The 20826-nt window shown below is 68.1% G+C and carries 17 protein-coding genes and 1 rRNA gene; 13 read left to right on the plus strand and 5 right to left on the minus strand.

Features of this window, described 5'->3' with window-relative positions; translation table 11 throughout:
- Window positions 1-21: 21 nt before the first annotated feature.
- Window positions 22-1467, plus strand: coding sequence for an LssY C-terminal domain-containing protein (locus U870_RS0104425; RefSeq protein WP_025156204.1), 1446 nt, complete (start codon window positions 22-24; stop codon window positions 1465-1467).
- 41 nt (window positions 1468-1508) lie between these two features.
- Here U870_RS0104425 and U870_RS0104430 read toward each other — a convergent pair whose 3' ends face one another.
- Window positions 1509-3095, minus strand: coding sequence for a Na+/H+ antiporter (locus U870_RS0104430; RefSeq protein ID WP_240183628.1), 1587 nt, complete (start codon window positions 3093-3095; stop codon window positions 1509-1511).
- A gap of 71 nt (window positions 3096-3166) precedes the next feature.
- Window positions 3167-4063, minus strand: a complete 897-nt coding sequence (locus U870_RS0104435) for a rhodanese-related sulfurtransferase (RefSeq protein ID WP_025156206.1) — start codon at window positions 4061-4063, stop codon at window positions 3167-3169.
- Between the two features lie 159 nt (window positions 4064-4222).
- On the opposite strand from U870_RS0104435, the gene U870_RS0104440 reads away from it, so the two are divergent.
- A complete protein-coding gene (locus U870_RS0104440) occupies window positions 4223-4996 on the plus strand; it encodes a polyprenol monophosphomannose synthase (RefSeq protein ID WP_025156207.1) in 774 nt (257 codons plus the stop codon).
- Between the two features lie 31 nt (window positions 4997-5027).
- A complete protein-coding gene (locus U870_RS0104445) occupies window positions 5028-5561 on the plus strand; it encodes a YbhB/YbcL family Raf kinase inhibitor-like protein (protein WP_025156208.1) in 534 nt (177 codons plus the stop codon).
- A 45-nt stretch (window positions 5562-5606) separates the two neighbouring features.
- Here the strand turns inward: U870_RS0104445 and U870_RS0104450 are convergent, their stop codons facing one another.
- Entirely contained in the window at window positions 5607-6242 is a 636-nt protein-coding gene (locus tag U870_RS0104450) for a LysE family translocator (RefSeq protein ID WP_025156209.1), read from the minus strand.
- A 30-nt stretch (window positions 6243-6272) separates the two neighbouring features.
- On the opposite strand from U870_RS0104450, the gene U870_RS0104455 reads away from it, so the two are divergent.
- The 3 genes from U870_RS0104455 to U870_RS0104465 are packed head-to-tail and all read left to right on the plus strand — an operon-like array spanning window position 6273 to window position 9909.
- Window positions 6273-7844, plus strand: coding sequence for an MmgE/PrpD family protein (locus U870_RS0104455; RefSeq protein WP_025156210.1), 1572 nt, complete (start codon window positions 6273-6275; stop codon window positions 7842-7844).
- Window positions 7844-8743 carry a methylisocitrate lyase gene (gene prpB, locus U870_RS0104460; RefSeq protein WP_025156211.1) on the plus strand — a complete coding sequence of 300 codons (900 nt, stop codon included), beginning with the start codon at window positions 7844-7846 and terminating at the stop codon, window positions 8741-8743. Before U870_RS0104455 ends, prpB begins: the two co-directional genes overlap by 1 nt.
- Before the next feature lie 38 nt (window positions 8744-8781).
- Window positions 8782-9909: a bifunctional 2-methylcitrate synthase/citrate synthase gene (locus U870_RS0104465; protein ID WP_025156212.1), complete on the plus strand. Its 1128-nt coding sequence runs from the start codon at window positions 8782-8784 to the stop codon at window positions 9907-9909.
- A gap of 64 nt (window positions 9910-9973) precedes the next feature.
- On the opposite strand, the gene U870_RS0104470 is transcribed toward U870_RS0104465, so the two are convergent.
- Window positions 9974-11161 (minus strand): acetyl-CoA C-acetyltransferase, encoded by a 1188-nt coding sequence (locus U870_RS0104470; RefSeq protein ID WP_025156213.1) that lies wholly within the window; start codon window positions 11159-11161, stop codon window positions 9974-9976.
- Between the two features lie 207 nt (window positions 11162-11368).
- Between U870_RS0104470 and U870_RS0104475 the strand changes: the two genes are divergently transcribed.
- On the plus strand, window positions 11369-12133 hold the full coding sequence (locus tag U870_RS0104475) for a JAB domain-containing protein (RefSeq protein WP_081815166.1): 765 nt from the start codon (window positions 11369-11371) through the stop codon (window positions 12131-12133).
- Here the strand turns inward: U870_RS0104475 and aspS are convergent.
- On the minus strand, window positions 12063-13376 hold the full coding sequence (gene aspS, locus U870_RS0104480; RefSeq protein WP_081815167.1) for an aspartate--tRNA(Asn) ligase: 1314 nt from the start codon (window positions 13374-13376) through the stop codon (window positions 12063-12065). The genes U870_RS0104475 and aspS overlap by 71 nt on opposite strands.
- Before the next feature lie 121 nt (window positions 13377-13497).
- Here aspS and U870_RS0104485 point away from each other — a divergent pair, with 121 nt between their 5' ends.
- The 6 genes from U870_RS0104485 to U870_RS22365 all read left to right on the plus strand — a co-directional run bounded on the left by U870_RS0104485 (window position 13498) and on the right by U870_RS22365 (window position 20556).
- On the plus strand, window positions 13498-14211 hold the full coding sequence (locus U870_RS0104485) for a histidine phosphatase family protein (RefSeq protein WP_025156216.1): 714 nt from the start codon (window positions 13498-13500) through the stop codon (window positions 14209-14211).
- Window positions 14211-14846 (plus strand): TlpA family protein disulfide reductase, encoded by a 636-nt coding sequence (locus U870_RS0104490; RefSeq protein WP_025156217.1) that lies wholly within the window; start codon window positions 14211-14213, stop codon window positions 14844-14846. Before U870_RS0104485 ends, U870_RS0104490 begins: the two co-directional genes overlap by 1 nt.
- Before the next feature lies 1 nt (window position 14847).
- Window positions 14848-15588, plus strand: coding sequence for a cytochrome c biogenesis CcdA family protein (locus U870_RS0104495; protein WP_025156218.1), 741 nt, complete (start codon window positions 14848-14850; stop codon window positions 15586-15588).
- Window positions 15572-17197, plus strand: a complete 1626-nt coding sequence (gene resB / locus U870_RS0104500; RefSeq protein ID WP_025156219.1) for a cytochrome c biogenesis protein ResB — start codon at window positions 15572-15574, stop codon at window positions 17195-17197. The genes U870_RS0104495 and resB overlap by 17 nt, the downstream gene beginning before the upstream one ends.
- 9 nt (window positions 17198-17206) lie before the next feature.
- Window positions 17207-18277 carry a c-type cytochrome biogenesis protein CcsB gene (gene ccsB, locus U870_RS0104505; protein WP_025156220.1) on the plus strand — a complete coding sequence of 357 codons (1071 nt, stop codon included), beginning with the start codon at window positions 17207-17209 and terminating at the stop codon, window positions 18275-18277.
- Between the two features lie 755 nt (window positions 18278-19032).
- Window positions 19033-20556 (plus strand): 16S ribosomal RNA (locus U870_RS22365).
- Window positions 20557-20826: the final 270 nt, after the last annotated feature.

Raw genomic sequence — 20826 nt, forward strand, 5'->3', positions numbered from 1 at the left:
CGTGCCCTCTAGGATGGCCCCATGACCCAGCCGGAGGCTCCCAGCGCGGCGCCGAACGACGCTCCGGGGGCCGGGCGCAAGACCCGGTCGGCGACCGCCCGGCGGTTCTCGGTCAATGCGGTCGTCGACTACGCGTTCTTCCTGTTCGGGGGCGTCGCCGCGGTCTGGCTGGCCTGGCTCGTGCTCACCGAGAGCTTCGGGTGGGGATGGTTCCTCGTCCTGTTCTTCATCCTGTTCTGGCTCGTCCTCGCCTATCTGGTGCTGCCGAGACTGCACCGGATCCTGACCCAGATCTACGTTCCCGACTACTTCATCGGCCGGGCCCGCACCAGCGATGGACTGCTCGGCGACCCGGTCAACCTCGCGCTGCTCGGGTCGGAGGAGCAGCTCGACGACGCGATGCGCGCCGCCGGCTGGACCCGCGCCGACGACGTCACCCTGGCCTCCAGCCGCCGCATCGTGACCTCGACGCTCCTGCGCCGCAGCTACGACGAAGCGCCGGTCAGCCCGCTGTTCCTGTTCGGCCACCAGCAGGACGTCGCCTATCAGCAGGAGGTGCTCGGCAACCCGGCCAAGAGGCATCATGTGCGGTTCTGGAAATGCCCGGAGGGCTGGCTCCTGCCGGGCGGGCACCAGGTCGACTGGCTCGCGGCCGGCACCTTCGACAAGTCCGTCGGCTTCTCGCTGTTCACCCTGCAGATCACGCACAAGATCGACGCGAACACCGACATCGAGCGGGACCACATCGTCTCCACACTGCTGACGGCCGACATCGGGGTGGAGGTCGAGGTCATCCGCGACTTCTCCAGCGGCTACCACTCGCGCAACGGGGGAGGCGACAGCATCGAGACCGATGGCGACCTGCCTGTGGTCGATCTGGGACGCGTCCCCGTCGACGCCGAGGCCGAGCGCGTGGTGCAGCAGGCGGAAGCACGCCGCATCGCCCTCGCCGAGCGTCGACCGATCCCGACGGCGCTCGGCTTCCTGCTCATGCTGCTGCGGGTCGGGGCGGGTGCGCTCTTCGTCGCCCTCACGGTGCTGAGCTGGCGGGAGTGGGTGGGGTCGCTCTTCGACGCCGGTGATCTGGAGGGGGTGACCCGCCATCAGGCGGACGTCGTCTTCGGGGTTCTGCTCGGGATCTTCGCCGCCGGCCTCGTCTTCTACTTCCTCCTCGCGCTCCTCGTCCTCTTCGGCAGCAATTGGGCCCGGATCGCGTCCATGTCGTACAGCGCCGCGCTCATCGTGTTCGCGGCCATCGACTTCTTCAACGGCGGCCCGCAGATCACGCTGCGCAACAACCTCCTCGGCCTGCCGCTCGACATCCTGGTCGTACTGGCCCTGTCGTCCCAGAGGTCCCGGCTCTGGGCTCGCCGTCCCAGGGGCTCGCGCCGCGCCGGGGGCGCAGAAGCGACGGCCCACGCCCTCGCCGCGGCCCGGGCGCCCGCGGACGACACGACGCTGCGCTAGCGCGGCCGCATCGCGGCCCGGCGCCGGCGGAACGGCCGTCGTCACATGAGCGGCTTCTTGCCACCGGGACCGGACGACTTGAGCGCCGCCTCCTCCGCGTCGAGGAAGGCGAGGACCGAGCGCACGGCCGGCTCCTGGTAGCGGCCTTCGGCGCGGGCGGTCAGCACAGCCTGCCGCTCCGCGACGATCATGGTGCGGCGCAGGTGCCGGTACTCGAGCGGGGTGTCCTCGCTCTCGTCGGCGGAAGGGTTCTCCAGGGCGTCGGAGAGGAAAACGGCATTGATCCGCAACCGCTCGATCACGCGCTGGTCCTCGTTGCCGGTGACCTGGGTCTCCAGGTGCTCCAGTCCGGCCGTCTGCGCTTCGGCGAGCAGCCGCTGCATCTCGCTCGCCTCCTGCGCGAAGTCGGGCGACGGCAGATGCAGGCGACGGATGATCCACGGCAGTGCCAGACCCTCGAGCAGGGTGGCGACCACGACCACGAACGCCAGGAACTGCAGGAACTCGCGGTGCGGGGTCTCCGTGGGCAGCAGGAACACCGCGGCCAGCGTGACCACGCCGCGGATCCCGGCGAACGACACGGCGATGCCCGTCGGCCACGACCAGCCGCGCTCCCGCAGGCGCCGAGGGCCGTACTTGTACAGCGCCGTCGTGCCGACCATCCACGCGAACCGGGCGAGGAACAGTGCCAGCAGCACCACGACGCTGATGATCACCGTCTCCCACACGGTGATGCCCGAGCGGAACGCGCCGCTCAGGATGCTCGACAGCTCCAGCCCGATGAACAGGAAGACGGCGTTCTCCAGCAGGAACTGGATGGTGCGCCAGTTGATCGTCTCGGCGATGCGGGCCTCGGCCGTCTGGATGGTCGGCGACCGGTAGCCGAGGTAGAGGCCGGCGACGACGACCGAGAGGATGCCGGAGCCGTGCAGGAACTGCGAGGGGATGAATGCGAGGTACGGAGTGATCAGCCCGAGCGACGTGTCCAGCACGGGGGAGCGCAGTTGCTTGCGGATGAGCGAGAGCACCCAGCCGACCGCGAGACCGACGCCGATGCCGACCACGACGGCCAGCCCGAACTCGCCCGCGATCGCCCACGGGTTGATCACGCTCACGATCGCGGCGATGCTCGCGTTCAGGGCGACCAGCGCGGTCGCGTCGTTGAGCAGGCTCTCGCCCTCCAGCACCGTCACGAGTCGGCGGGGGAGGTGTCCGCGACCCGCGATCGCGGTCACCGCCACCGTGTCCGTGGGGGCGACCACCGCCCCGAACGCGAACGCGGCGGCGAGTGTGATCGCCGGGACGATCAGCCAGGTCGCGAACCCGACGACGATCACGGTGAAGGCCACGAGTCCGACCGAGAGCAGCAGGATGCCGTCGCGGCGGGCCCGCACATCCACGATGGAGGTCTGGATCGCCGCCGCGAACAGCAGGGGCGGCAGCAGGCCGTAGAGCACGACCTCGGGCTCCAGCGCGATCTGGGGGACGCCCGGGATGAACGACGCGATGGCGCCGACGACCACCAGCACCACCGGAGCGGACCAGCCGACACGGCGCGACAGCCCCGTGACGGTGACCGTGACGAGGACGAACGACACGATCCAGACGATGGCTGCTACCGGATCCATGGTGTTCATGATGGCCGCAACGCGAAGCGGCCAGCAATGGTTCCCACCGGTCGGGGAGGACGCGTTCGCCGTCAGCGAGGGGGAGAGGCGTGCGCTTCGCAGCGCAGCATGTCGCACCTCTCGCAGACCACCAGCTGCTCGCGGCACGACGGATCCGCGCAGTTCCGCATCCGGCTGGTCGCCGCACCGCAGGCCGCGCACCGGCCGAGGACGGCGGGATCCGGGCCGAACGACACCGACCCCCGTCCGTCGAAGACGTACAGCGACCCCTCCCAGAGCCCGGCGTCGCCGAACGCCTCGCCATACCGGACGATGCCGCCGTCGAGCTGGTAGACCTCCTGGAACCCGCGGGACTTCATCAACCCCGAGAGCACCTCGCACCGGATGCCGCCGGTGCAGTAGGTGACGACCGGCTTGTCCTTGAGGTGGTCGTACCTCCCGCTCTCCAGCTCGGCGACGAACTCGCGGGTGTTCGACACCTCCGGCACGACCGCATCGCGGAACCGTCCGATCTCGGCCTCGAACCGATTGCGCCCGTCGAAGAAGACCACGTCGTCGCGTTCGTCGACCAGTCGCTGCACGTCCTCAGGGGCGAGGCGCTCGCCGCCGCCGACGACACCGGAGCCATCGACCCGCAGCTCGTCCGGAGCCCCGAAGGAGACGATCTCGTCGCGCACGCGCACCGAGAGCCGGGGGAAGTCACGGCTGAGACCGTCCTCGTCCAGACCGGAGCCTTCGCTCCACTTCGCGTCGAGCCCGTGGAACCCCGGATACTCGCGGGTCGACCGCAGATACCGCTTCACGGCATCGAGCTCCCCGCCGACCGTGCCGTTGATGCCGTCCTTCGAGATCAGGATGCGTCCGCGCAGTCCCAGCGACGCGCACAGGTCGCGCTGCCACAGCCGGATGGCCTCCGGATCGGGCAGCGGAGTGAACGCGTAGTAGAGCAGGATCTTGGGGACGGGCACCTGTCGATGGTAGGCGACGCGGGCGAGACGGGGCCCGGAGGGCAGCGGGCCACGCGCCCGAAGCTGCGAACGCCGGAAGTTTCGTTCGCCAAGTGTTCAGCCAGCTCAGGCATGGTGGGAGTAGCCTCCAGGCGCGCAGTACGGCAGAAAGGCGGTTCCGTGCGAACCATCGTCATCATCCCCACCTACAACGAGCGGGAGAACGTCGGCCCGATCGTGGGTCGGGTGCGCGCGTCCGTGCCTGTCGCCGAGGTGCTCGTGGTCGACGACAACTCGCCGGACGGCACCGGGGAGATCGCTGATGCGCTCGCCGCCACCGACGCGAACGTGCACGTGCTGCACCGCGCGGGCAAGGACGGTCTCGGAGCCGCCTACCGCGAGGGGATGCGCTGGGCGCTCGACGCCGGCTACGACCGGATCGTCGAGATGGACGCCGACGGCTCGCACCGTCCGGAGGAGCTCCCGCGACTGCTCGACGCCCTGGACGGGGACGGGCGCGGTGCCGATCTCGTGCTCGGCTCCCGTTGGGTGCCCGGCGGTGGCGTGGTCAACTGGCCGGCCCGGCGCCGCCTGCTCTCCCGCGGCGGCAGCGCGTACTCCCGGATCGCCCTCGGGGTCCCGGCGCGCGACGTGACCGGCGGCTATCGCGCCTTCACCGCCGACGCACTCCGCCGCATCCACTTCGCCGATGTCGAGAGCCAGGGCTACTGCTTCCAGATCGACATGCTCCGTCGTGCCTACCGTGCCGGCCTGACCGTCGCGGAGGTGCCGATCACCTTCGTGGAGCGCGAGCACGGCGCGTCGAAGATGACCGGCGGGATCGTCGCCGAGGCGATGCTGCGGGTCACCGGGTGGGGCATCACCGGACTCCCGTCCCGCTTCCGCCGCCGACCGGTGCCCGCCGCCGTCTCCGAATCCGCTCAACGCGTCTGAGCCGGGCGCCGCCCGAGCGTAGGTTACGGGTATGACCTCGAACGATCCCCTGGAGCGCTTCGGCGCCGTTCCCCTCTTCACGCTGATCAGTGACGACATCGCCGACGGACGGCCGCTCGCGCGGGAGCAGTGGGGCGCCGGCGGTGGCGGCGGAGACGTCTCCCCGCAGCTGGCCTGGAGCGGCTTCCCCGCCGAGACCCGGAGCTTCGCGGTGACCATCCACGACCCGGACGCACCGACCGGCTCCGGCTTCTGGCACTGGGCGGTGTTCAACATCCCGGCCGAGGTGACAGCGCTCGCCGCGGGCGCCGGGGCGGAGGGCGGCGCGGGATTGCCGCAGGGAGCCGCCATGCTCTCGAACGAGCTGCGCTCGAAGAGCTTCACCGGGGCGGGTCCGCCGCCCGGGACGGGGACGCACCACTACCACGTGGTCGTGCACGCGCTGGATGTCGACCGGCTGGACCTCGACCCCGAGTCGACCCCCGCGGTTCTGGGCTTCAACGCGCACTTCCACACGCTCGCGCGCGCCGTGCTCACCCCGGTCGCGACCGCCGGCGACATCTGACCGGGGCGCGTCGCCCGAGCCGCCCGGGGCCACGGGTGCGGCCGGTCAGCTCTTGCTTCCGGTGAGAGCCAGGATCCCCCCGAGTCCGATCATCATCACGCCTCCGGTGGCACCCAGTCGCTCGACCCGCTTCGGTGACCGCGCGAACCACAGCCGCGCGCTCCCCGCGGCGAGCGCCCAGATGCTGTCGCAGATCAGCGCGAGCACGAGGAACACCACGCCCAGCGCGAACAGCTGGATCGGGATGCCGCCGGCCTGGGGATCGACGAACTGCGGTAGCACGGCGACGAAGAACACGAGCGATTTCGGGTTGGTCAGACCGACCACGAAGCCCTCGCCCAGGATCCGCCAGGCCGACCGCGCCGCTGCCGACTCGTGGGTGACCGCCGTGCGGCGCCGGTGGCGGATCGCCTGGACGCCCAGGTAGACGAGATAGGCGGCGCCCGCGAACTTGATGATTGCGAAGACGACGGCGGACTGCGCGACGAGCGCACCGATTCCCACGGCCACGGCGATCACGAGCGGCAGCATCCCGAGCGCGTTGCCGAGCACGCTGAGCAGGCCGCCCGCACGGCCGAGCGCGAGAGACCGGCCGATGACGAACAGCACACTCGGCCCCGGGATGACGATCAGCGCCACAGCGGCGAGCGCGAACGCCAGGAGGGAGGGGGCGGGCACCATGAGCAGAGCGTAGCGAGGTAGGTTCGATACGTGAAGATCCACAACGTCCGTGTGCACCGCAGCGAAGAGAACCTCGCCCGACAGGACCAGCTCGCCTGGAAGATCGCCGAGGTCGCCGCCGATCCGGTGGAGGTCGACACCGAGGTCGCCGACATGGTGATCAACCGCGTCATCGACAACGCCGCCGTCGCCGTCGCCTCCCTCACCCGCCGCCCGGTCGTCTCGGCGCGGTCGCAGGCGCTCGCCCACCCGCTGCCGGCTCGCCAGCTGGAGGAGCTGGCGGCGTCAGCGGACCGGCCGCAGGACGGCGCCACCGTCTTCGGCGAGCAGGAGGCCGTCCGCGTGTCGCCCGAGTGGGCCGCGTGGGCCAACGGTGTCGCGGTGCGCGAGCTGGACTACCACGACACCTTCCTGTCGGCGGAGTACTCGCACCCCGGCGACAACATCCCGCCGATCACGGCGGTGGCCCAGCATGCCGCACGCGCCTTCGGTCTCACCGGCCACGACCTCGTGCGCGGGATCGCCACCGGCTACGAGATCCAGATCGACCTCGCGAAGGCGATCAGCCTGCACGCCCACAAGATCGACCATGTCGCCCATCTCGGCCCGTCGGCCGCGGCCGGCATCGGAACCCTGTTGCGACTGCCGACGGAGGTCGTCTTCCAGGCGATCGGGCAGGCCCTGCACACCACGACGGCCACACGGCAGTCCCGCAAGGGTGAGATCTCGAGCTGGAAGGCGCACGCCCCCGCCTTCGCAGGCAAGATGGCGGTCGAGGCGATCGACCGGGCGATGCGGGGCGAGACCAGCCCGACCCCGATCTACGAGGGCGAGGACGGCGTCATCGCCTGGCTGCTCGACGGGCCGTCCGCGTCGTACGACGTGCCGTTGCCGGCGGCGGGAGAGGCCAAGCGCGCCATCCTCGACTCCTACACGAAGGAGCACTCGGCCGAGTACCAGGCACAGGCCTGGATCGACCTCGCCCGCAAGTTGCACCGCGAGCATCCCGAGGCCGCCGACCCGTCGCGGGTGGAGTCGATCCTCATCCACACGTCGCACCACACCCACTACGTGATCGGCTCGGGTGCGAACGACCCGCAGAAGTACGATCCTTCGGCGTCGCGGGAGACGCTGGACCACAGCATCCCGTACATCTTCACCGTCGCCCTGCAGGACGGCGGGTGGCACCACGTGGAGTCCTATCTCCCGTCGCGTGCCGCTCGTCCCGACACGGTCGCGCTCTGGGGCAAGGTCACCACCACGGAGGACCCGGAGTGGACGCGTCGCTACCACTCGACCGATCCGGCGGAGAAGGCGTTCGGCGGCCGGGTGGAGATCCACCTCGCCGACGGCCGCGTGATCACCGATGAGATCGCTGTCGCCGACGCCCACCCGCTCGGGGCTCGGCCCTTCGTCCGCGCCGATTACGTGGCGAAGTTCCGCACCCTCGCGACCGACGTGCTGGAGCCGGCCGAGATCGAGCGCTTCCTGAGCGTCGCCGAACGACTGCCGGAGCTGTCGGCCGCCGAGCTCGGCGGGCTCACCATCACCGCCGCTCCGGGGGTGCTCGCCTCCGTCCCGGCCCCGAAGGGACTCTTCTGATGTTGTACTCCACCGTTCCCGCGCACGAGAAGCGTGCGGCGTTCCGCGCCCGACTTGCGTCCGGGGAACTCGTGCGGATGCCCGGAGCCTTCAACCCGCTCAGCGCCCGCCTCATCGAGCGCAAGGGCTTCGAGGGCGTGTACATCTCGGGCGCCGTGCTCTCGGCCGATCTCGGCCTGCCGGACATCGGCCTCACGACGCTCACCGAGGTCGCGGGCCGGTCCGCTCAGATCACGCGGATGACCGACCTCCCCGCCCTTGTCGATGCCGACACCGGCTTCGGCGAGCCGATGAACGTGGCGCGCACCGTCCAGTCCCTCGAGGACGCCGGGGTGGCCGGGCTGCACATCGAGGACCAGGTCAACCCCAAGCGCTGCGGCCACCTCGACGGCAAGCAGGTGGTGGACGAGAGCACGGCGCTCAAGCGCATCCGTGCGGCCGTGGACGCCCGCCGCGACCCCAACCTGCTGATCATGGCGCGCACCGACATCCGGGCCGTGGACGGTCTGGATGCGGCGCTCGACCGGGCGAAGGCCCTGGTCGACGCGGGCGCCGACGCCATCTTCCCCGAGGCGATGGCCGACCTGTCCGAGTTCGAGGCCGTGCGGCGGGCCATCGACGTGCCGATGCTCGCCAACATGACCGAGTTCGGCAAGAGCGACCTGTTCACGGTGGACCAGTTGCGGGACGTCGGGGTGAACATCGTGATCTGGCCGGTGTCGCTGCTCCGCCTCGCGATGGGCGCCGCCGAGCGTGGTCTCGACCAGCTCGTCGCGGGCGGCTCCCTCGAACCGCTCCTCGGGTCGATGCAGCATCGCGCCGACCTCTACGACCTGATTGACTACGAGGGCTACAACACGTTCGATTCGTCGGTCTTCACCTTCGACGTGCGTCGGTAGCGCCCCACCCGCTTGGCAGCTGTAGCGAAGGAGCTCGAATGACCGATCCGCAGATCCACAAGGGCCTCGCCGGTGTCGTGGTGGACACCACGACCATCTCGTCCGTGAACCCGGAGACGAACTCGCTGCTCTATCGCGGCTATCCCGTCCAGGAGCTCGCCGCTCAGTGCTCGTTCGAGGAGGTCGCGTACCTGCTCTGGAACGGCGAGCTCCCCACCGCCGAACAGCGCGAGGAGTTCGAGGCCCGGGAGCGCTCGCTGCGTCGGCTCGACGACCGCACCCGTCGTGCGCTCGACGACATCCCCGCCTCGGCCCACCCGATGGACGCGCTGCGCACCGCGGTCAGCCAGCTCGGAGGGCTGGACGACACCCTCCAGCAGACGGACGGCGTCCTCGATCCCGAGCTGAACGCCGGACGTGCGCTCTACCTGCTGGCCCAGCTGCCCACCATCGTCGCCTACATCCAGCGCCGCCGGCGCGGCCTCGAGCCCGTGGAGCCGCGCGAGGATCTCGACTACTCGCGCAACTTCCTCTGGCTCACGTTCGGGGAGGTGCCGGACGACGTGGTCGTCGACGCATTCCGGGTCTCGCTGGTGTTGTACGCGGAGCACTCGTTCAACGCGTCGACCTTCACGGCCCGGGTGATCGCCTCGACGCTGTCCGATGTCTACTCCGCCGTCACCGGTGCGATCGGCGCCCTCAAGGGCCCGCTGCACGGTGGCGCGAACGAGGCCGTCATGCACGCCTTCGACGAGATCGGCACCGCCGACCGCGCCGAGGAGTGGCTCGACGCGGCTCTCGCCGAGAAGCGCAAGATCATGGGCTTCGGCCACCGGGTCTACAAGAATGGCGACTCGCGCGTGCCGACGATGAAGGCGGCTCTGGAGTCGCTGGTCGAGCACTATGACCGCCCGGAGGTGCTCGAGCTGTACAACGCCCTCGAGTCCACCATGGTCGAGCGCAAGAACATCAAGCCCAACCTCGACTACCCGTCCGGCCCCGCATACAACCTGATGGGCTTCGACACCGACACCTTCACTCCGCTGTTCGCCGCCGCGCGCCTCACCGGCTGGACCGCCCACGTCTTCGAGCAGTATGCGGCCAATTCCCTGATCCGCCCGCTCTCCCAGTACACGGGTCCCGAGGAGCGCCACCTGGCGGGTTGACCCTACCGCCGCGGCGGGGCCGGCTCGACCGTTCCGTCGTGTCGGCGCTGCCGGCCGATGCAGGTCAGCGCCAGAGCAGCAGCGCGTCTCCCTGCCCGCCTCCGCCGCACAGCGCGACCGCCGCTCGCCCCGACCCGCGGCGGGCGAGTTCGTGCGCGGCGTGCCCGGCGAGCCGTGCCCCCGAGGCGCCGATCGGGTGCCCCAAAGCGATGGCGCCGCCGTGGATGTTCACGGTCGCGTCGTCGACGCCGAGATCGGCCATCGACTGAAGGGCGACGGCCGCGAACGCCTCGTTGATCTCGATGAGGTCGAGGTCGTCGGCCGTCCATCCGGCTCGGGCGAGGGCCGCCTCGATGGCGTGGGACGGCTGCGAGTGCAGCGAGTTGTCCGGCCCTGCGACCTGGCCGCTGGCACCGACGACGGCGAGCCACTCGAGCCCGAGCCGCTCGGCGTTGGCCCGGCTCGTCAGCACGAGCGCGGCCGCACCGTCGCTCAGTGGGGACGAGTTGCCGGCCGTCAGGGTGCCGCCCTCGGCGAAGCTGGGGGACAGTCGGGCGAGTGTCTCGGTGGAGGAGTCCGGGCGGACGCCCTCGTCGTCGGCGACGACCACTGGCTCGCCCTTCCGCTGCGGGATGCGGACCGGCGCGATCTCGGCGTCGAAGATCCCGGCGGCTGCGGCCGCCCCGGCCCGCTGGTGCGACCCGGCGGAGAACGCATCCTGTGCCTCGCGGGTGAGGCCGAGCCGCTCCGTGTACCGCTCGGTCGAAGCGCCCATGGAGATCCCGTCGAAGGCATCCGTCAACCCGTCGTGCGCCGCGGAGTCGAGCGCCGGGATGGACCCGTATGTCCATCCCATACGTGATCCGGGCAGGAGGTGCGGTGCATTGGTCATGGACTCCTGGCCGCCCGCCACGACCACCGTCGCCTCGCCCGCCCGGATCAGCCGGGCCGCGTCGATGACCGCGGCGAGGCCGGAGAGGCACACCTTGTTGATCGTGGTCGCCGGCACGTCCCAACCGATCCCGGCGGCGATGGCCGTCTGCCGCGCGGGGTTCTGGCCGGCGCCCGCCTGGAGCACCTGCCCGAAGATCACCGCGTCCACCGCGGCGGCGTCGATGCCGGAGCGCTCCAGCGCCTGCGCGAGCGCCGCAGACCCGAGCTGCACCGCGCTCTGCGAGGCGAGCGCTCCCTTGATCTTGCCGAACGGGGTTCGGGCGGCGGACAGGATGACGACGTCGTCCGGGCTGGCCATGTGCTGCTCCTTCGTTGCGTGATGACTCCATTGTGTCTCCACGGCGCACGAAGGCCACGGGGTCCGCTGAATCCGTGGACAGATCGTTCATCCACAGCTCTGGGGAGAGATTTCGTCGCGTTGTCCACAGCGTGGGTCGAGCAGGCACTTATCCACAGATTGTGACCGGCGACCCCGGGGGCCCGAGCGGTTTCCTACCGTGAAGGCATGTCCCACGAAGCGTCAGACGAGGAGGAGTCCCTTGCGAGCATTCCCGTGCACGATCGGCCGAGGGAACGGATGCGTCGGCTCGGCGTCGGCGCGCTCACGGACGACGAGGTGCTCGCGCTCGTGCTCGGCTCGGGCCAGTCCGGCAAGAGCGTGCGGGCACTCGCCCGATCGATCCTGCGCCGCACCGGCGGGTTCCCGGGTCTGGCGACCATGGACTTCGCCCGCCTGGAGACCCTTGCCGGCGTCGGGCCTGCCACCGCGGGTCGCCTGGTCGCCATCATCGAGATCTGGCGGCGGGCCGGGGCATCATCGGCCTGGACCCGGTTGGTCGACGACAAGGCGGTCGCCGACATCGTCCGGCCGGAGCTTCTGCATCGCGACAGCGAGAGATTCGTGGTTGTGGTCGCGGACCGGGCCGCGCGGCCGCTCGAGCTCGTCCTGCTGCACGACGGCGGCGTGGACGAGGCGCGCATCCAACCCGCCGACGTGCTGCAGTCCGTCCTCACGCGTGGGGGGAGGTCGTTCGCCGTCGCGCACAACCATCCGTCGGGCGTCACCGATGCGTCGGTCGCCGACCTTGTCCTCACCCGACGGTTGGATCAGGCCGCGGCGACGATCGGCCTGCGCTTCCTCGGGCACATCCTGGTCGCGGGCGATCGCTGGGCGGCGATCGGTGCGACCGGTGGCGGCTCTACGGGGTCAGGCGGGTCGGTCCACGGAAGAGATAAGTCGTCTCGCGCAGGTTCGAGAGGTGCAGCATGAGCATCAGCACACGGGCGAGGCCCATGCCGAACCCGCCGTGCGGCGGGACGCCGTACCGGAAGAAGGCCAGCACGTCCTCGAGCTCCTCGACGGACAGGCCCTTCTCCCGCGCCTGCTTCTCGATGACGTCCACGCGGTGCTCGCGCTGGGCGCCCGTCGAGATCTCGACGCCGTTGAAGATGAGGTCGTAGCTCTTGGTGATCGTCTCGTCGTCCGCGTGACGCATGTGGTAGTACGGCCGGATGGTCGAGGCGTAGTCGGTCAGGAAGACGAACTCGTGGCCGTAGGTCTCCTTGACGTACGCCGAGATCTGGCGCTCACCCTCCGGGTCCATGTCATCGTCGTCGCGAGGCACCTCGTAGCCGCGCTCGGCGACGATCCGCTTCGCCTCCGCGAGCGGGATGCGCGGGAACGGCGTGGCCGGAACCGTGACCTCGACGCCGAACAGCGCCTCGATCTCCGCGCCGTGCTTCTCCTTGACCGCCGTGAACCCGGCGACGAGGAGCTCCTCGTGCACCTTCATGACGTCCTCATGGCTGTCGATCCAGCTCAGCTCGGTGTCGATGCTGGTGAACTCCGTCGCGTGGCGGCTGGTGAAGCTGGGGTCGGCGCGGAACGCCGGGCCGATCTCGAACACGCGGCCGAAGCCGGCGGCCTGGGCCATCTGCTTGAAGATCTGGGGGCTCTGCGCGAGGTACGCGGTGGTCTCGAAGTAGTCCAGCTCGAACAGCTCGGCGCGCGACTCGGACGCCGACGCCATGAGCTTCGGCGTGTGGATCTCGACGAAGTCGTTCTCCACCCAGTACTGACGGAGGGCGTGCTCGAACGTCGTCTGCACCCGGAAGATGAGGTTGTTCTTCGGCTCGCGCAGGTCGAGGAAGCGCCAGTCCATCCGCTTGTCGATGCCGCTGTCGGCCGCGATCGGTGTCTCGGGGATGGCGACCGTCTCGACCGTGAGTGTGCTCAGCTTGATCTCGATGCCGCCGAGCTTGACGCGCTCATCGTGCTTGAGCTCGCCGGTGGCCCGCACGAAGCTTCCCTGAGAAAGACCGGAGATCGTGATGGCGGGCTCGTCGGCGACGATCGTGCCGTCCTCGGCGACGGTGCGCGGGTTGACCAGCTGCACCGCCCCGGACTCATCGCGCAGCACGACGAACTGCACCTTCTTCTGGTCCCGGACGGTCTCCACCCATCCGGCGACGCTGACGGGTCCGTCCGAGTGGGCGGCGAGGTCCTTGATCAAAACGCGTGCGGTCACGATCAGCAAGCCTACCGCCCGCGCTTACCGCCCGGAGGAGGGCCGCGAGGGGCTCCCGTGCCCGCGCTCAGTGAATTCAGGGGAAACGCCTCCGTAGACTGGGGTCGTGGTAGCAAGCCAGGTTCATCTCGTCCGCCATGGCGAGGTGTTCAATCCCGACGGCATCCTGTACGGCAGGCTGCCGGGCTTCGGCCTCTCCAGACTCGGGCACCGGATGGCTCAGGCCGCGGCCGACGAGATCGTCGCCCGTGGCCGCTCCGTGTCGTCGGTGCGCGTCTCCCCGCTGCAGCGCACGCGCGAATCGGCTGCGCCGATCCTGGCCGCGCTCGGCCTCGAGCCCGAGATCGACGACCGGATCATCGAACCCACCAACCACTTCGAGGGCACTGTGATGAAGCGCGCCCTCGCCAAGCCTCGCAACTGGCCGTTCCTGGTGAACCCGTTCCGGCCGAGCTGGGGCGAGGCCTACACGAGCATCGAGAAGCGCATGCTCGCCGCGATCGACGACGCCTTCGACTCCGTCGAGGACGGCGACGTCGTCCTGGTCAGCCACCAACTCCCGATCTGGGTCTCGCACCTCTCGGTCGCCGGCGAGCGTTTCTGGCACGATCCGCGGTCCCGGCGGTGTGCGTTGTCGAGCATCACGACGTTCGAGCGCACGACCGAGCCCGCAGCGTCGCCCGCGGACCGGACTCCCGATCCCTCCGAGCCCGGCACGGCGCCCTCGCCGGCCACGCCCGTCCTCCGTCTCGTCGAGGTCGGGTACGTCGAGCCCGCAGCCGAGCTCCTCGCCTCGGCGACCGATGTGGGAGCCGTGTGATGCGCACCCTGAACACCCGCCCGTCCCAGCGCCGCGCTCATCGCCGGCTCGCCCTGGCGCTTCCGGCGGCCGCCGCCGCGGTGGCGCTGCTGCTGAGCGGCTGCACCTCCGACGACAGCCTGGCGAAGCAGTACCGCTCCGGCAGCGGCCAGAACTACATCGCCGGCGACGGCACCGTCAGCGAGTTCGCGGCCGGCAATCGCGGCGAGCCGGTCAGCTTCCAGGGCACGCTCGCCGACGGTTCGCCCGTCTCGTCCAAGGACTACGCCGGGGACGTCCTCGTCGTGAACTTCTGGTACGCGGGCTGCCCGCCGTGCCGGGTGGAGGCCCCGGACCTGGAGGCGCTCTACCAGAAGTACAAGGCCGAGGGCGTCGGCTTCCTGGGCGTCAACCTCTACGACACCGCGAGCACGGCCGCCAGCTTCGACAAGGACAAGGGCGTCACCTATCCCTCCGTGCTCGACCGCGACACCGGGTCGGTCCTCCTGGCGTTCAGCAAGACCGTCCCGCCGAAGGCGACGCCGACCACGCTGGTGATCGACAAGAAGGGCCGCGTCTCCGCGCGCATCCTGGGTGCCATCCCCGACCGCAGCATCCTGGACTCCCTGATCTCCGACGCCGTGGCCGAGAACTGACGTGGGCGGCGTAGGACAGATCGTCTTCAGCGGCCAGCTCCTGGTGGCGCTCCCGATCGCGCTGCTCGCGGGGCTCGTCTCCTTCGCTTCGCCGTGCGTCCTCCCGCTCGTGCCGGGCTACCTCGCCTACGTCGGCGGCATCAGCGACCCGGGTGCCAAGCGGGACCGCTCGCGGGTGCTCACCGGGGTCGCCCTGTTCATCCTCGGGTTCGCGATCGTGTTCGTCGCCTACGGCGCGGCCTTCGGGGCCCTCGGGCTCTGGCTCGTGCGCTGGCAGGAGACGGTCATCCAGATCCTCGGCGTCCTCGTCATCGTGATGGGGCTGGTGTTCATCGGGCAGTTCTCCTTCCTGCAGCGCACGATCAAGCCGGGCTGGCGCCCGGCGACCGGCCTCATCGGAGCCCCCTTGCTCGGGATCGTCTTCGGCCTCGGTTGGACTCCCTGCATCGGGCCGACGCTGGCGGCGATCAGCGCGCTGAGCGTGGGCACCGGCTCGCCGTGGCGCGGCGCGCTCCTCGGCCTGTTCTACTGCGTCGGCCTCGGCATCCCGTTCCTCCTCGTCGCGCTCGGCTTCGACTGGGTCGCCGGATCCGTCGCCTTCGTGAAGCGTCACATCCGTACCATCAACATCATCGGCGGCGTGCTGCTGGTGATCATCGGCATCCTCATGGCAACCGGCCTGTGGAGCGCGATCATGTCCCAGTTCTTGGCGGTGATCCAAGGTTTTGAGCCGGCCCTCTGACCACATCGACTCCGCGCCCCCGCACGTGGACCCCGACGTCGTCCAGCCGAAGCTGGGCCCGATCGGGTGGCTGCGCTGGTTCTGGCGCCAGCTCACGAGCATGCGCACGGCACTGTTCCTGCTGCTGCTGCTGGCGATCGCGGCCGTTCCCGGTTCCCTGGTCCCGCAGCGCAGCTCCGACCCGAACGGCGTCACGCAGTACTTCACGGACAACCCGCAGCTCGCGCCCGTGCTCGACAAGCTGCAGTTCTTCGACGTCTACACGTCGGCGTGGTTCTCCGCGATCTACCTGCTGCTGTTCGCGTCGCTCATCGGTTGCATCATCCCGCGCACCAAGCACCACTTCCAGGCCATGCGCGCGAAGCCGCCCAAGACGCCGGTGCGCCTCACCCGGATGGCCGGCTTCCAGGCCGGCATCCTCCCGGCCGGCCTCCGCGCCGACGCCCCGGAGCCGATCGCCACTGCGCAGGACATCCTTCGCCGGGCGCACTACCGCACGGCGATCTATGAGGACGCGCGATCGGTGTCCGTCTCGGCCGAACGCGGCTACCTGCGCGAGACGGGGAACCTCGTCTTCCACATCGCGCTGCTCGGCGTCCTGGTCGCGATCGGCGTCGGGGGCGGCTTCGGCTACACCGGTCAGAAGGTCGTCGTCGAGGGGCAGAGCTTCGTGAACAGCCTGCCCTCCTACAACTCGTTCAATCCGGGACGGTTCTTCAGCGACGCCGCACTCGAGCCGTTCTCGATCCGGGTGGACAAGCTCGATGTCTCATACGAGACGAAGAACCAGAATGCGGTCGGAACGCCGCTCGACTACACGGCGCATGTCTCCACGATCGGCCCGGGCGACGCGAGCCAGAGCACGACCATCAAGGTGAATGAGCCGCTGGCGATCGGTGGCACCAACGTCTACCTTCTCGGCAACGGCTACGCCCCGACGATCACGGTGCGCGATCCGAAGGGCGACGTCGTCTTCACCGACTCCGTCCCGTTCCTGCCCCAGGACGCCCGGCTCACCTCGCTCGGGTTCATCAAGGTGCCGGACGGGCTCGCGGAGCAGCTCGGGATGATCGGCTTCTTCTATCCGACGGTCGGCGACAGCCAGACCGCGAGCGGTGCCCTGACCTCCACGTTCCCGGGACTGAACGATCCACTCCTGAGCCTGAACGTCTACGTCGGCGACCTGGGGGTCGACAGCGGAGTGCCCCAGTCCGTCTACAGTCTGAACACCGACAAGCTGAAGCAGCTCGCCGGACCACCGACCAAGGCGAAGGCGCTCCAGCTGCGCCCCGGCGAGGCCGTCGAGCTACCGAACGGCCTCGGGACGATCTCCCTCGACGGTGTCAAGCGCTACGCCTCGCTCGACGTCCATCACGATCCTGCCCAAGGATGGGTGCTCGCTTTCGCCGTGCTCATCTTCGCCGGCCTGCTCACCGCGCTCTTCGTCCCTCGGAGACGCATCTGGGTGAAAGCCGTCGAGAACAGTGACGGTTCGCTCACCCTGGAGTACGCTGGCCTCGCCCGTGGTGAGGACCCCAACCTGATCGCCGCCGTCTCGGCCGTCGCCGAAGAGCATGCGGCCTCCCTCACCCGTCAACGGAAGAATTAGGCTGTCATCGTGACCGAGACCCTGTCCCAGCTGTCCACCGTGTTCATCTACGTGGCCATGGGGGTCTACGCCGCAGCGTTCATCGCGTTCGCACTCGACCTCGCCCGTCGAGGCGCGCGCGTGACGGCGGTCGAGGCCGCGTCCGTGCCGAGCGCCGTCGCGCGGAGGTCGGCGGTTCCGGCGCAGGTGGGGGCCTCCCGGACGATCACCGCCGACACCGGCGGACCGTCGCCGGACGACGCCCCGCCGAGCTCCGCGCTGGGGCGCCTGTCTTCGCGGATCAGCACGCGCATCGAAGACGACGTCATGAACGGCTCCGTCTCGTCGGCGTCCATCCGCTGGGCGTTCACGCTCACGATCATCGGCTTCGCGTTCCATCTGGTGGCCACGGTGCTGCGCGGTATCGCTGCGGCCCGAGTCCCGTGGGCCAACATGTGGGAGTTCTCGATGACGGGGACCCTCGTCATCATCGGTGTCTTCCTGGTCGCCAACCTCAAGTGGGACATCAAGTACCTGGGGACCTTCATCGTCGGGCTGGTCCTGGTGCTGCAGGGGATCGCGCTGCTGCGGTACTACGTTCCGGTGGTTCCGCTCCAGCCCGCCCTGCAGTCGTACTGGCTGGTCATCCACATCATCGTCGCCGTCCTCGGCACGGCATTCTTCGCACTGGGCTTCGCCTTGTCCGGTCTGCAGCTGCTGCAGTACCGGCGCGAGCGTCAGATCGCCGAGTCCCGTCCGCAGCAGTTCCGCTTCCTGGGCACACTGCCCAGTTCGGTCGCGCTCGAGAACCTCGCCTACCGGATCAACATCGTCGGCTTCATCGCGTGGACCTTCACGCTGATCGCCGGAGCCATCTGGGCCGAGAAGGCGTGGGGGCGTTACTGGGGTTGGGACACGAAGGAAGTCTGGACCTTCATCATCTGGGTGATCTACGCCGGCTACATCCACGCCCGAGCTACGCGCGGATGGCGCGGATCCCGTTCGGCCTGGCTCGCGATCATCGGGTTCGCGGCGGTGCTGTTCAACTTCGGCGTCGTGAACGTGTTCTTCAAAGGACTGCACGCGTACTCGGGTCTGTGATCCCGGGCCGTCACGCACTCCTCGTGAGCGCCGGTTGGAATCCTCGTCGGATTCCGGCCGGCGCTTTCTGCATTCCTGGCGGCGGCCATCCCCGCCGGCGGCCATCCCGCCGGCGCAGGGGCGCAACACCGGGGGCGACGACGGCGGCTCGGGGAAAAACCGCGTGATTCCGCGGAAGTCAAGCGCGACACGCCCGGGATGAACGCGAGATTTGCGCGGTTCTGGGGACCTGCGTAAAGTACTTACTTGTCACCCCAAAGGTGCGGGAGAGCGGAAGAGCTTCCCGGCCTCAAGAGGGACCAAATCCTGAGCTTAGCGGCAAATCTGAACTTGTAAGAGTTCCTTTGTTGCGCTTAGGATTAACACCCCACTCACTGAGCAGGTCTAACCGGTTCGGTTCGTGCAAATCGGATGTATCCCACGATGGATGAACGAAAGAGCGCGAAACGGCCGACTTGACAAACTGACTGAGAGTGGTAAGGTAGAGAAGTTGCCTCACAGAGCAGCCCGAGAGGGTGAAAGGTGAGAGCGTCCGATCCTTGAGAACTCAACAGCGTGCACAATGTCAAATGCCAAACAACCTCGGCATTGACTTGAAAGACTCCGGTCTGATGGTCGATGCGAGATTCCTTTGGATTAGAAACAGAATGTCAGTAGATATTCGAAACTAGTCAAGACAAACTCGCAGTGCTTGGACACATTTCCTGTCCAGCCTGCACTATGTTTCCAGTCGCTTGCGACTTGGAGCAAAACATTTTACGGAGAGTTTGATCCTGGCTCAGGACGAACGCTGGCGGCGTGCTTAACACATGCAAGTCGAACGATGAACCAGGAGCTTGCTCTTGGGGATTAGTGGCGAACGGGTGAGTAACACGTGAGTAACCTGCCCTTGACTCTGGGATAACCTCCGGAAACGGAAGCTAATACCGGATACGACCCGCGGAGGCATCTCCAGCGGGTGGAAAGAACTTCGGTCAAGGATGGACTCGCGGCCTATCAGGTAGTTGGTGAGGTAAAGGCTCACCAAGCCTACGACGGGTAGCCGGCCTGAGAGGGTGACCGGCCACACTGGGACTGAGACACGGCCCAGACTCCTACGGGAGGCAGCAGTGGGGAATATTGCACAATGGGCGCAAGCCTGATGCAGCAACGCCGCGTGAGGGACGACGGCCTTCGGGTTGTAAACCTCTTTTAGTAGGGAAGAAGCGAAAGTGACGGTACCTGCAGAAAAAGCACCGGCTAACTACGTGCCAGCAGCCGCGGTAATACGTAGGGTGCGAGCGTTGTCCGGAATTATTGGGCGTAAAGAGCTCGTAGGCGGTCTGTCGCGTCTGCTGTGAAAACCCGAGGCTCAACCTCGGGCCTGCAGTGGGTACGGGCAGACTAGAGTGCGGTAGGGGAGAATGGAATTCCTGGTGTAGCGGTGGAATGCGCAGATATCAGGAGGAACACCGATGGCGAAGGCAGTTCTCTGGGCCGTAACTGACGCTGAGGAGCGAAAGCGTGGGGAGCGAACAGGATTAGATACCCTGGTAGTCCACGCCGTAAACGTTGGGCGCTAGATGTGGGGACCATTCCACGGTTTCCGTGTCGCAGCTAACGCATTAAGCGCCCCGCCTGGGGAGTACGGCCGCAAGGCTAAAACTCAAAGGAATTGACGGGGGCCCGCACAAGCGGCGGAGCATGCGGATTAATTCGATGCAACGCGAAGAACCTTACCAAGGCTTGACATATACGAGAACGGGCTAGAAATAGTCAACTCTTTGGACACTCGTAAACAGGTGGTGCATGGTTGTCGTCAGCTCGTGTCGTGAGATGTTGGGTTAAGTCCCGCAACGAGCGCAACCCTCGTTCTATGTTGCCAGCACGTAATGGTGGGAACTCATAGGAGACTGCCGGGGTCAACTCGGAGGAAGGTGGGGATGACGTCAAATCATCATGCCCCTTATGTCTTGGGCTTCACGCATGCTACAATGGCCGGTACAAAGGGCTGCAATACCGCAAGGTGGAGCGAATCCCAAAAAGCCGGTCTCAGTTCGGATTGAGGTCTGCAACTCGACCTCATGAAGTCGGAGTCGCTAGTAATCGCAGATCAGCAACGCTGCGGTGAATACGTTCCCGGGCCTTGTACACACCGCCCGTCAAGTCATGAAAGTCGGTAACACCCGAAGCCGGTGGCCTAACCCTTGTGGAAGGAGCCGTCGAAGGTGGGATCGGTGATTAGGACTAAGTCGTAACAAGGTAGCCGTACCGGAAGGTGCGGCTGGATCACCTCCTTTCTAAGGAGCATCTGGCACTCCTCGGAGTGTCCAGGCGCCGGATCTGAGCAAACGTCTCAGCCGGTAGCTCATGGGTGGAACATTGACATTGGTGCAGAGCCGAACGGCTCGAACTCAGTACATCCCTTGCGGATGGGAACGGTTCGGACCCGGAAGTCCTGCACATGCACGCTGTTGGGTCCTGAGGGACCGGGCCTCATCGCATGATGAGAACTGGACCTCTGGACCTTTTCTTGTCGGCCATGACTCGGCCGGCGGAGAAGGTACCGC

The sequence above is a fragment of the Leifsonia aquatica H1aii genome, assembly GCF_000633535.1.
GTDB classification, from domain to species: domain Bacteria; phylum Actinomycetota; class Actinomycetes; order Actinomycetales; family Microbacteriaceae; genus Leifsonia; species Leifsonia aquatica_A.